The organism is Nocardioides panzhihuensis, assembly GCF_013408335.1.
In the GTDB taxonomy this organism is placed as follows: domain Bacteria; phylum Actinomycetota; class Actinomycetes; order Propionibacteriales; family Nocardioidaceae; genus Nocardioides; species Nocardioides panzhihuensis.
Map to the genome: position 1 here is coordinate 4272073 of NZ_JACBZR010000001.1, position 11728 is coordinate 4283800.

Below are 11728 nucleotides of genomic sequence, written 5' to 3' on the forward strand. Positions count from 1 at the left end.
GTCTGACCATGGGGGCAGAGCGGGAGGCGTCGGTGAAGTCGGGCCGACGGTCGAGAGGCACTCTGGGCTCGCTCGTCGAGATCTTGATCATCGCGGTCTCGGCGATCCTGCTCACGGTCGTCATCAAGACCTTCCTCGCCCAGGCGTTCTACATCCCCTCGGAGTCGATGGAGCCCGGGCTGAAGGTCAACGACCGGGTGCTGGTCGAGAAGCCCTCCTACTGGATGGGCGGCGCCCCTGAGCGCGGCGACGTGGTCGTCTTCGCCGATCCCGGCAACTGGCTCTCGACCAACCAGGTCCCTCCCGCGCCGACCGGCTTCAAGGCCGTGCTCGCCAAGATCGGGCTCTACCCGTCCGGCGACCACCTGGTGAAGCGGGTCATCGGAGTCGGCGGCGACACCGTGGAGTGCTGCGAGTCGGGTCGCATCGTGGTCAACGGCACTCCTCTGGACGCGTCCTCGTTCATCGCCCCGTCCGCCACCTGCGACGGTCCGATGGCGCAGGACAACGGCTCCTATGTCCGGGGCGGCTGCCGGGGCTGGAAGGCCGTCGTCCCCGAGGGCCGGCTCTTCGTGATGGGCGACAACCGCGCCAACTCCGCCGACTCGTCCTTCCACCTGTGCAGCCCCGAACGCCAGAGGTCTGGCGACGAGGCCTGCGCGAGCGCCTTCGTAGCCGTCTCCGACGTCGTCGGACGCGTAGCCGTCGTCTTCTGGCCCACCGACCGCTTCGGCCTCGAGCACCGTCCCGAGACCTTCGACTCCGTCGACTGACCCTCGCCGAGGCGTCACGTACGTCGCTCGAGGCGTCACGCACGTCGGCCGAGACGTCACGGGAGTGACTTCTCGGCCGACGGGAGTGACGTCTCGGCTGGTCAGGCCTCCCGGACCACGTCCATGGTGCGGTCGCCGAACTTGACCTTGTCGCCGTTGACGAGCGCGGCCGGGCGGCGGGCACCGAGAGCTCGCGCCGCACCCTTGCGGATCAGGGTGGTGCCGTTGGTGGAACCGCGGTCCATGACCACGAGGGTGCCGTCGGCGGCGACCTGGAACTGGGCGTGGGTCTTGGACAAGGACATGTCGCTCGAGGAGAGAGCCACTCGGTGGGCGACCTCCTCGCCCGGTCGCGGCTCGGGGCCGCGGCCGACGATGGCGAGGCCCTCGACCAAGAAGCTCTGACCGGTGTCGAAGGTGACCCGCCAGCGAGCCGTCACCGCGGGCTGCGGAGCGGGTGCCGGGGGCGCGGGTGGGGCGGGCTGCACCGCGGCCGGGACCGGCGGGGCAGGTGGTGCGGGCGTGGGTGCGGGCGCAGGCGGTGCGGGCGGCGTAGGCGTCGGCAGCGCTGGAGCCGACCCTTGTCGAGCGATCGGGGCCGGGAACTGGGTCGGGGCTGCCTGAGCCTCGGCCGCGGCCCGCGCCGCGGCCTGCGCTGCCGCTGCCTGATCCGCAGCGGCTTGCTCCGCGGGGCTCTGGGTCGGGGCCGACGGGGTCTGCGGCCGCTCGGCCGCCTCCGGAGTCGCCTCGGCCTGCTTCAGACGCATCGTCGTGAGGTTCACGATGCGACGCGGTGCCGGAGCCTCTTCCTCGGTCTCGACGACGGCCGGAGGACGTACGTCGACCACGACCGAGCCCGCACGACGATCGTGCCAGCTCTGACGACGACCGCGCTCGTCCATCGCGGCGACCCAGGCGAAGGTTGCCGTGCCGATGCCGAGCGTCGGGATGGTGCAGAGACCGAGCAGAGCCTGGCGTACGAACGCCTTGCCTACGCCGATCGGGCGGCCCGCGGTCCCGGAGTCATCGCTGACCACGCGGAGGCCGAGGGCCACCTTCCCCGGCGTCTTGCCACCGGAGCCGGTGAGTACGGTGCCGACCAACCAGACCACCAGCACCACGCCCGCGATCAGTGCGACCCCGGGCAGCGTGTCTCCGTCGCGGAGGAAGATCAGCCAGGCGACGAACCCCGCTGCGGCGAAGATCGTCCAGGCGATCACCCGGTCGATGGCGAAGGCGTAGAACCGGCGATCCGGCTCCGCGATCGCGGCCTCGACCGACGGGGCCTGGAGGCCGGCAACACTCATGCCGTCGCCTCCGTACGAACCAGCGAAGAATACGGATGCGACGGCCTGAGGCCTGTAGTCGCTCGCTGGCGCTCACTCATTCCAGCGCCCCCGATCTGAGCGAGAGCCCCTCTCTCACGGGTTGGTCACCCGGATCGTGAGGCTGTCGCCGAGATCGATGACGGCGCCAGGCATCAGCTGGACCGGTACGCCGGGGCGCAGATCCTCCGGGCCGAGCCCGGGCTGGACCAGCACGGTGCCGTTGGTCGAGCCGAGGTCGGTGACCACCGCTGCGCCGTGGTCGACCCCGGCACCCGGACGGATCTCGCAGTGGGTCGAGGAGATCTCCTGGTGCGGGCTCGGCACGGTCACGAGCATCGGCTGCTCGGTGGGCGTGAACCGGCTCGCCTCGGGGGCGCGACCGACGAGGACGACGCGGTCCACCTCGACACGGTCACCGCTGGAGAACTCCAGTCGCGCGACCGGGTAGGCGGTCACCTTCGGGGCCTCGGGCTGGCCGGGGATCCCGGCGAGCCCGGCGTTGAGGTCCTCACCGACACCGATGCGGGTCAGACCGTCGTGGTCGTCCTCATCTGGGTTGGGCTCCTCCCAGACCGGCTCGTCGTGGGTCTGCGGAACCGGAGCCACGGGCGGAGCCGGCGGGGCAGGCGGGGCCGGGAACGCAGGCGGAGCCGGCGGCGCGGGAGGAATTTCGGTCCCTGGCGGAGCGACCGGCGGAGCCACTGGCGGGCCGTCGGCGACTGGCGCGTCGGTCGGCGCGGACTCGATCAGACCGTCGGCCGACGCCTCGGTGAAGGGGGCGGGCGGCGCGTCGACGGGCGGCGGCGGAGGCGTCGTCAGCGGCGGCGGGGGCGGCACCGACGGCGGCCCGAAGGCGGGCGCCGGAGCGGACTCGGGCTCGTCGTATGACTGGGGATCGTCATAGGACTGGGGCTCGTCGTAAGACTGGGCCTCGTCGTAAGACTGGGCCTCGTCGTAAGACTGGGCCTCGTCGTAAGACTGGGCCTCGTCGTAAGACTGGGCCTCGTCATAGGACTGGGGCTCGTCATAGCCCCGCTCGTCGACGACCTGGAGGACCTCGGTCTCGGCGTCGGAGACAGCCTCCTCATCGGGCGCGGGCTCCGGGGAGACCGCGGACGGCCCGAAGGACGACGCCACCGCAGCGGCGTGCTCGTCGCTGGCGTAGTCGTCCTCGTAGTCGGCGGAGGCGGACTCGGGATAGTCCTGGTCGGTGTGGTCGTCGGCGCCGTCGGCGTCCTGCGACGCAGCCGGCATCTCGAACGCCTCGGTCGGCTCGGTCAGATCGTCGTGACGAGGCGCCGGCGCCTCGCCGGACTCCTCACCGCGGTTGACCGAGACCGGCTCATCCGAGTCGGAGTCCGAATCGAAGTCGGCGTCCGGTTCGGGGCTGGAGTCGGCATCGTCCCCGAGACCCGGGAGGTCACCCGAGACCGGGATCGGCGGGACTACCGACAGCGAAGGCGGAGCCGCGACCGGCTCGTCCTCGGCGTGGCTCTGCTCCTCGACGGCGTCTGCGTAGCCATCCTCGGGGAGCGGGTCGGTGAGCGGGTCGCCCGGAGTCGGCTCGTCGACGCTGTCGTCCACGCCCTCCTCGACCGCCACCGGGGCGCCGACGAAACCGGCACGGCTCTCCGGCGAGTCGTCGTGGGCGAACTCCGGCACCGGCGGCGGAACCTCGAGGCCCGAGACTCGCAGCAGACCGCCGAGGGCCGTCATCGGCTCACCGGTCGCACCCTCCTCGCCGAGCGAGACGGACATCCGGGTGACGCCCTCGAGGGTGCGCTCGACCCACGTCTTCGAGGACGAGCCGTCGACCTCGACGGTGCCCTCTGCGGCGTCGAACGAGACCACCGACGGGCCGCGCACGACCGTACGTACGCTGCCGCCGTCAGGCGTCACGTCCCCGGAGATGAGGACGAAGCCCGGCAACGAGCTCAGCCCGGTCGCGACCAGCGCGTCGAGCACCTCGTCGAACCCGGCACCGTCGTCGACGAGCGCCCACAGCGCCCCCGCACGGCTCTTCTCCGAGGGCGGGAGCAGCACTGTGGCGCTCTCACCGATGATGCCGAACCACGTGCCCGGCATGTAGGACGTGCTTGCGATGATTCCTGGCTCACTCATGCGGCCACCTTCGTGGCGCAAGCGCCAGGATACGAACGTGACCGCCTGAGGCCTGCTGTCGCTCGCTGACGCTCGCTCATGGCAGCACTCCTAGCTTCTGCTCCATACTCACCCTTTGTTGCTCCGAGTCATACGGGTTCTCCTCGGTCAATCCCATCACATCGACCACGATCGCGGTGGCGTTGTCCCTGCCACCGGCCGCGACCGCGGCGGCGACGAGCTTCTCGGCGGTGTCGCGGGCGTCGGTGTCCTGCGCCGCGAGGATGTCGGCGATCTCACCATCCGAGATCATTCCGCTCACCCCGTCCGAGCACAGCATCAGCCGGGCCCCCACGGGCAGCGTCACCTGGAAGATGTCGGGGACCGCGGGGGCCATTCCGCCCAGCGCCCTGGTCACCACGTTGCGCTCTGGGTGGTGCTCGGCCTGCTCCGCCGTGATCTGACCGGCGTCGACCAGCTCCTGGACCAGACTGTGGTCGCGGCTGAGCTGGCTCAACGTACCGTCGAAGAACCGGTAGATGCGCGAGTCGCCGACGTTGAGCAGGATCCACAGCGGGCTGCTGCCGCCGTCGGCGATCAGAGCCGCGGCGCAGGTCGTGCCGGACTGGTAGTCGGAGGCTCCACGCGAGCGCTGCTCGAGCGCGAAGGCCACGATCCGGTCCTGCGCCGCCTGGAGCGCCTCGACCATCGCCTGGCTGCCGGACTCGGACACGTAATGGGTCCCGCCGAGCTTGGCGAACTCCTGGATGACCATCTCGCTGGCGATGTCACCACCGTCGTGGCCACCCATGCCGTCGGCTACGACGAAGACCGGGGGCTCTGCCACATGGGAGTCCTCGTTGACCTTCCGCACCTGGCCGACATCGGTCGCCGCCCCGTGCGCGATCACTACTTTCCTGGACATCTCGCCCCCTAGGCCTGCCGGGATAGCGTGATGCTGATGGACACAGGCTTTCGCTCGCTCGCAGACCAGTTGCGCTCTTGGCCCACAGAGCGCATCTCACGCCTGCTTCTTGCTCGTCCTGATCTCGCCACGCCGTCCCCTCATGACTCTGGCCAACTCGCCGCCCGAGCAGCCACCCGCACATCCTTGCACTCTGCGCTGGATGACCTTAGCCATCTCCAGCTGATCGTGCTTGATGCCGTTGTCCTCGCGAATCAAACCACCAAAGCCCACTTATCTTCCATGGTGAATGCGGAAGTAGGCGCCACGACACGAACACTTTCTCATCTGGAGGACTCCTGCTTGGTCTGGCACTCCCTCAGCGGCCTTCGGGCGGTGACCGGAGTCGCAGCCGTGCTACAAGGTTCACCAGGCCTTTCCGGGCTGCAGCCGTTCGCCGGCGATCTCGCGTCTGACCAGGAAGAAGTCGTACGCCGCCTAGCCGCTGTCTCCGCCGAAGCCCGCGCGATGCTGGAGGCCGTCGACGTCGGCGGCGGGCAGGCTTCATCTTCCCGCGCGCGGCCGCGCGTCTCGGTGGCCGAAGCCGCCGGACCTGCGGAGGAGCTGATCGCTCACGGTCTGCTGGTGTCCTCGGGCGACGGGATGCTGACCCTGCCCGGCGAGGTCGGCATCGCGCTGCGCGGCGGGTGGACGACGCTCTCCACTGTGGACGTCCCGCCGCCGCTGCCGACCTCGTCGCGGCCGTCGGCGATGGTCAACCGGGCGGCCGCGGGCGCCGCCTTCGAGCTCGTACGCAACCTCGAGCTGCTCCTCGACGCCTGGGGCGCCGCGCCGCCCCGCTCGCTGCGTGGCGGGACGGGACTGACCGTGCGGGACCTGAGGGCCACCGCCGAGCGGCTCCACGTCACCGAGCCCACCGCGGCCCTGCTGACCGAGGTCGGCTGGGCCTCGGGGCTGCTCGCGCTCGGCACCGACGAGGAGGGCGATCCGTCCTGGATGCCGACCGAGCTCTACGACCAGTGGCTCCAGCAGCCGCTGGCGGCTCGCTGGGCGCACGTGGTCGGTGCCTGGCTGGCATCACCTCGGCTTCCCGGGCTCGTCGGTCAGCGCGACCCGGCCGGGAAGACCTGGAACGCGCTGGCACCCGACATGGCCGGCGCGTCGGCGGTGGAGACACGGCGGCTGGCCCTGCGCCTCCTGGCCGGACTCCCTGATGGCGAGGTGCTCGCCGCCGGCACCGGGCCGGCCGCGCTCGTGGCGAGGCTGTCCTGGGAGCGGCCGCGCCGGCCGCGCACCCGCACCGAGTCGCGCGAGTCGCTGGTCGCCTGGACGCTCACCGAGGCGGAGACGCTCGGGCTGGCGGCGTTCGGCGGGCTGGCGGCGTACGGTCGACTGCTGGTGGCCGGCGACGACCCGGTGGCGACCTTGGCCGGCATGCTGCCGGAGCCGGTCGACCACGTGCTGCTCCAGGGAGACCTGACCGCGGTCGCGCCGGGGCCGCTCGAACCGGCGCTGGCGCGCACGCTGGCCGTGGTGGCGACGGTGGAGTCGCACGGCGGGGCGATGGTCTACCGGTTCACCAAGGAGTCCGTACGCAGGGCGATGGACCGCGGCTGGACCGCTGCCGAGATCCACGCCCTCCTCGCCGCCGCCTCCCGCACGCCCGTGCCGCAGGCGCTCTCCTACCTGGTCGACGACACGGCGCGCACCTTCGGGACGGTCCGCGTCGGGTTCGCCGCCGCTTACCTGCGCAGCGACGACGAGTCCGCGCTGGCCGAGCTGCTGGTCCATCCGGCGGCCGAGTCCCTGGGCCTGCGGCGGCTGGCGCCCACCGTGGTCGTCAGCACCGTCGCGCTCGACTCGCTCCTCCCCCGGCTGCGCGAGCTCGGCCTGGCGCCGGTCGTCGAGGCGCCGGACGGGTCGGTCCACGTGGCGCGCCCCGACGCCAAACGCGCCAAGGTTCGCACCGGCCAGCGCCCGGCAGGTGCCCAGAAGGCCCACCTCGCCGCCCGCGCGACCGCCGTGGCGACCAGGGTCAAGGCAGGCGACGAGACCGCGACCACACGTCCGGCCCCGCCGGAACCGGCCTCGACGATGTCGATCCTCCACGAGGCCATCGACGCCGGCGAGAAGGTCGTCATCTCCTACGTCGACGGCCGCGGGGTCGCCGGGGAGGCGCGCGTCGAACCGCTGGGCCTGGACGGCGGCTCCCTGGCTGCCCGGGTCGAGGACGACGTACGCTCCTTCGCCCTCTCCCGGATCAGGAGCGTCCGGCCGGGGCCGTGACCCTCGGCCGTCGGCGTGGGCCCGGGTGGTTCAGAACGGGTACGGCTGGATCCGCGACTGCACGGTGACCCACTGGGTCTCGGTGAAGGCGTCGATGTTGGCCTCGTGACCGCCGAACCGGGCGCCGGTGCCGGAGGCGCCGATGCCACCGAAGGGCGCCTGGGCCTCGTCGTCGACGGTCTGGTCGTTGACGTGCACGATCCCGCTGGGGATCCGGTCGGCGAGCTCGTAGGCCGCGAACGGATCCGTGGTGAGGACCCCGACCGAGAGGCCGTAGTCGCTGCGGCGCACCAGGTCGATCGCCTCGTCGACGGTCTCGAACCTGGTCACCGGGGCGACCGGCCCGAAGATCTCGTCGGCGAACGCGGGATGCTCCGGCGCCACCGCCGACAGCACCGTCGGCCGGTAGAAGAGGCCCTCGTACGTCCCGCCCGTCTCCAGCCTCGCCCCGGCCTCGATCGATGCGGTGACCAGAGCGTGCACCTTGTCGCGCTGCCCGGCGTCGATGATCGGCCCCAGCGGTGCGCCGCCGGCCGGATCGCCCACGGTGAGGCCGGCGGCCTTCGCCGCCAAGGTCGCGACGTACTCGTCGTAGATGTCGGTGTGGACCAGGTGGCGGCCTGTGGTCATGCAGATCTGGCCCTGGTGCAGGAAGGAGCCCCAGGCGCCGGCGGAGGCTGCGGCGGCGATGTCGACGCCGGGCAGCACGATCATGGCGTTGTTGCCGCCGAGCTCGAGGTGGGCGCGCTTGAGCAGGCTCCCGGCGCGCTCCCCGATGATCCGGCCGGCCTCGGTCGAGCCGGTGAAGGAGATGACCGGGACCTCTGGGTGCTCGACGAGCGCCGAGCCGGCCTCGACCCGTCCGGGGACGACGGACAGCAGCCCGGCCGGGAGCCCGGCCTCCTCGAGGAGCGCGGCAAGGAACAGCCCACCGCCGACGCTGGTGCGCGGGTCGGGTTTGAGGACCACGGCGTTGCCCAGCGCGATCGCCGGAAAGATCGAGCGAGCCGCCAGGATCGCAGGGAAGTTGAACGGTGAGATGACGCCGACGACGCCAACCGGGCGACGCCGGGCGACGCTCAGTCGCGGGTGCGACGACTGGAGCAGCTGGCCGTACGGCATCAACGCGGTCGCAGCGGCCTGGTGGAGCTCGGCGGCGACCAGGCCGGCCTCGAAGGCCGCTTTACCCTGGCCGGACCCGGCCTCGCGGACGAGCCAGTCGACCAGTACGTCCTGATGCTCGGTCAGGAGCTCCGCGGCCCGGCGCATCACCTCGGCGCGCGCCTCGGCCGGCCGGCTCGCCCACTCCCGCTGGGCCTCGACCGCCAGGCTCACCGCTTGGTCGATGTCGGCCCTTTGTCCGGAGGCGACCGCAGCGATCGCCTCGCCGGTCGCGGGCGCGGCCACGTCCAGCGTCCCGCTCAGCCTCACCCAGCCCCCGACGTACGCCCTGCCGGTCCACTGGTCCTGGTCGAAGAAACCCATCTCCACTCCTCGTCTGGCTCGAGCGACGACCGTCTCTGGTCGCCGCCGCCACGACGCTACGGTCGGCCGCCGCGGTCCGAACCGACGATTTGTGCACGGTGCCGGACGGATCGGGGCCTGACCGGCCGCAGGTTCCGTAGGCTCTTGTCAGACTGGGAGGAGGACGAGATGAGCGCGGTCGTCGAGGTCGACAGCGCCGACGCCTGGCAGTCGGTCGTGAGCAGCTGCTTCGTGCCTCTCGCCTGCAACGACGTCGAGCCCGGGTTCTCCGGCCGGATGGAGCACACCCAGCTCGACGACGGCATCGCCGTGGCACTCGCGACCTCTTCGGGCCACAGCTCCACCCGCACCGCCCGGCTCGCCCGCGGCGCCGGCGGAGACGATCTGCACCTGTCGCTGCAGCGCTCGAGCACCGGCACGGTCTCCTCCGGTTCCCGGACCGTCGCCGTACGCCCCGGCTCGGTGTCGGTCTACCGGGTCGACGCCCCATATCTCGTCGACTACTCCGCACCGCACCAGCAGCAGCTCCTCGTCCAGGTCTCCCGCTCCTCGATACGACTGCCGAACGGCATGCTGGGCGAGGCCGCGGACCGGGTCGCGCTCCCCCGTTTCCAGGAAGCACCCGCCGCGCGTGCGCTCTTCTCCTACGCGGCCGCGCTCCCCGAGGCGGAGAGCTCAGCCGAGGTGGCGACCGTGGTGCGCGACCTGGCCGCGGCGATGATCCACTCCGCGTTCACCAACGCCCCGGTCACCCCGCACACCACCGCCGGGCTGCGCCACACCGTGCGCCAGCATCTGCGCGATCATGCCCGAGACCGCGAGCTGACCATGGCCGACGTCGCGCGTCGCCACGGTGTCTCCCGGCGGCGGCTCTACCAGGCCTTCGAGGAGTCCGGCAGCTCACCAGCCGCCTACCTCCGCTCCGTACGCCTGGCCGTCGCGGCCGAGATGTTCTCCGCCGAGCGTCAGCCATCGGGCGGCATCTGCGCAGTCGCGTACGCCTGTGGGTTCAACGACCCGCTCACCTTCACGCGAGCCTTCCGCCGGGCCTACGGCGTCACCCCGCGCGAGTGGCGCGCCGGAGACCGCGGCGGCTGAGGCTCGCCGCCGCCCGCGGGCAGGCCCGTAGGCTGGTGCGGTGAACGACGGCCCCCTGATCGTCCAGTCGGACAAGACCCTGCTGCTCGAGGTCGACCATGCCCGCGCAGGTGAGTGCCGTAAGGCGATCGCGCCGTTCGCCGAGCTGGAGCGATCCCCGGAGCACATCCACACCTACCGCCTCACCCCGCTGGGACTGTGGAACGCGCGCGCCGCCGGCCACGACGCCGAGCAGGTCGTGGACACGCTGCTGGAGTTCTCCCGCTACCCCGTCCCACACTCTCTTCTGGTCGACGTCGCCGAGACGATGGCCCGCTACGGCCGGCTACGACTGGAGAAGAACCCGGTCAACGGGCTGGTGCTGGTCTCCTCCGACCGGGCGGTGCTCGAGGAGGTCCTCCGGGCGAAGAAGATCTCCGGGATGCTCGGGGCCCGGGTCGACGAGGACACCGTCGTCGTCCATCCCTCCGAGCGCGGCAACCTCAAGCAGGCGCTGCTCAAGCTCGGCTGGCCGGCCGAGGACTACGCGGGCTATGTCGACGGCGAGGCTCACGCCATCGCGCTGGACACCGCCGACTGGACGCTCCGCCCCTACCAGTCGGAGGCGGCCGAGTCGTTCTGGCACGGAGGCTCCGGGGTCGTCGTGCTCCCCTGCGGCGCCGGCAAGACGCTCGTCGGCGCCGCCGCCATGGCACATGCTCAGGCGACGACGCTGATCCTCGTCACCAACACCGTCTCCGCACGGCAGTGGAAGGACGAGCTCGTACGCCGCACCTCGCTGACCCCGGACGAGATCGGCGAATACTCGGGATCGGTCAAGGAGATCCGGCCGGTCACGATCGCCACCTACCAGGTGCTGACCACGCGGCGGAAGGGCGTCTACCCGCACCTGGAGCTGCTAGACGCCCGAGACTGGGGGCTGGTCGTCTACGACGAGGTCCACCTCCTTCCCGCCCCGATCTTCCGGATGACCGCCGACCTGCAGGCGCGCCGCCGACTCGGCCTGACCGCCACGCTGGTGCGCGAGGACGGCCGCGAGGGTGACGTCTTCTCGTTGATCGGCCCCAAGCGCTACGACGCCCCGTGGAAGGACATCGAGGCGCAGGGCTGGATCGCGCCGGCGGACTGCGTCGAGGTGCGGGTGACCCTGCCCGCGGACGAACGGCTCGTCTACGCGACGGCCGAGCCCGACGAGCGCTACCGGATCGCCTCGTGCACGCACCACAAGATCGACGTGGTCAAGGAGATCGTCGCCTCCCACGCGGGCAAGCCGACGCTCGTGATCGGGCAATATCTCGAGCAGCTCGGCGAGATCGCCGCCTCGCTCGACGCCCCGGTGATCGAGGGCAAGACCTCGATCAAGGAGCGGCAGCGGCTCTTCGAGGCCTTCCGCTCCGGCGAGATCGACCTGCTGGTCGTCTCGAAGGTCGCCAACTTCTCCATCGACCTGCCCTCGGCCGAGGTCGCGATCCAGGTCTCCGGGGCCTACGGCTCCCGCCAGGAGGAGGCTCAGCGGCTCGGCAGGCTGCTGCGTCCCGGCGACGGCAACAAGACCGCCCACTTCTACACGATCGTCTCCCGCGACACCATCGACGCCGACTTCGCCCAGAACCGCCAACGCTTCCTGGCCGAGCAGGGCTACGCGTACCGGATCGTCGACGCCGGCTCTCTCGGCGACCTCACCTCCTGAGCACGGCCTGGTCCGTCCGCCGGGCCACAGCCGACGCCCGTTG

Annotated in this window: 8 protein-coding genes; 4 read left to right on the forward strand and 4 right to left on the reverse strand. The window is 71.5% G+C overall.

Annotation, left to right across the window (positions count from 1 at the left end; genetic code table 11):
- The first annotated feature begins 8 nt into the window (after positions 1 to 8).
- Positions 9 to 773 (forward strand): signal peptidase I, encoded by a 765-nt coding sequence (gene lepB / locus BJ988_RS20290; protein WP_179659725.1) that lies wholly within the window; start codon positions 9 to 11, stop codon positions 771 to 773.
- Between the two features lie 101 nt (positions 774 to 874).
- Here the strand turns inward: lepB and BJ988_RS20295 are convergent, their stop codons facing one another.
- The 3 genes from BJ988_RS20295 to BJ988_RS20305 all read right to left on the reverse strand — a co-directional run bounded on the left by BJ988_RS20295 (position 875) and on the right by BJ988_RS20305 (position 5126).
- Entirely contained in the window at positions 875 to 2080 is a 1206-nt protein-coding gene (locus tag BJ988_RS20295) for an RDD family protein (RefSeq protein WP_179659726.1), read from the reverse strand.
- 114 nt (positions 2081 to 2194) lie between these two features.
- A complete protein-coding gene (locus BJ988_RS20300) occupies positions 2195 to 4222 on the reverse strand; it encodes an FHA domain-containing protein (RefSeq protein WP_179659727.1) in 2028 nt (675 codons plus the stop codon).
- Positions 4223 to 4298: 76 nt separating this feature from the next.
- Positions 4299 to 5126: a PP2C family protein-serine/threonine phosphatase gene (locus BJ988_RS20305; RefSeq protein ID WP_179659728.1), complete on the reverse strand. Its 828-nt coding sequence runs from the start codon at positions 5124 to 5126 to the stop codon at positions 4299 to 4301.
- Positions 5127 to 5468: 342 nt separating this feature from the next.
- Between BJ988_RS20305 and BJ988_RS20310 the strand changes: the two genes are divergently transcribed.
- The gene (locus BJ988_RS20310) at positions 5469 to 7412 is read left to right on the forward strand and encodes a helicase-associated domain-containing protein (protein ID WP_246321536.1); all 1944 of its coding nucleotides are present in this window, start codon (positions 5469 to 5471) and stop codon (positions 7410 to 7412) included.
- Between the two features lie 30 nt (positions 7413 to 7442).
- On the opposite strand, the gene BJ988_RS20315 is transcribed toward BJ988_RS20310, so the two are convergent.
- The gene (locus BJ988_RS20315) at positions 7443 to 8897 is read right to left on the reverse strand and encodes an aldehyde dehydrogenase family protein (RefSeq protein ID WP_179659729.1); all 1455 of its coding nucleotides are present in this window, start codon (positions 8895 to 8897) and stop codon (positions 7443 to 7445) included.
- A gap of 168 nt (positions 8898 to 9065) precedes the next feature.
- Between BJ988_RS20315 and BJ988_RS20320 the strand changes: the two genes are divergently transcribed.
- Both BJ988_RS20320 and BJ988_RS20325 read left to right on the forward strand, forming a co-directional pair.
- A complete protein-coding gene (locus tag BJ988_RS20320; RefSeq protein ID WP_179659730.1) occupies positions 9066 to 9995 on the forward strand; it encodes a helix-turn-helix transcriptional regulator in 930 nt (309 codons plus the stop codon).
- A 40-nt stretch (positions 9996 to 10035) separates the two neighbouring features.
- Positions 10036 to 11685, forward strand: coding sequence for a DNA repair helicase XPB (locus BJ988_RS20325; RefSeq protein ID WP_179659731.1), 1650 nt, complete (start codon positions 10036 to 10038; stop codon positions 11683 to 11685).
- Positions 11686 to 11728 lie beyond the last annotated feature (43 nt).

Coding starts and splice junctions, on each gene's coding strand:
- BJ988_RS20315 (WP_179659729.1), bottom strand. CDS start 8,897: ATGGGTTTCTTCGACCAGGACCAGTGGACCGGCAGGGCGTACGTCGGG.
- lepB (WP_179659725.1), top strand. CDS start 9: ATGGGGGCAGAGCGGGAGGCGTCGGTGAAGTCGGGCCGACGGTCGAGA.
- BJ988_RS20305 (WP_179659728.1), bottom strand. CDS start 5,126: ATGTCCAGGAAAGTAGTGATCGCGCACGGGGCGGCGACCGATGTCGGC.
- BJ988_RS20320 (WP_179659730.1), top strand. CDS start 9,066: ATGAGCGCGGTCGTCGAGGTCGACAGCGCCGACGCCTGGCAGTCGGTC.
- BJ988_RS20295 (WP_179659726.1), bottom strand. CDS start 2,080: ATGAGTGTTGCCGGCCTCCAGGCCCCGTCGGTCGAGGCCGCGATCGCG.
- BJ988_RS20300 (WP_179659727.1), bottom strand. CDS start 4,222: ATGAGTGAGCCAGGAATCATCGCAAGCACGTCCTACATGCCGGGCACG.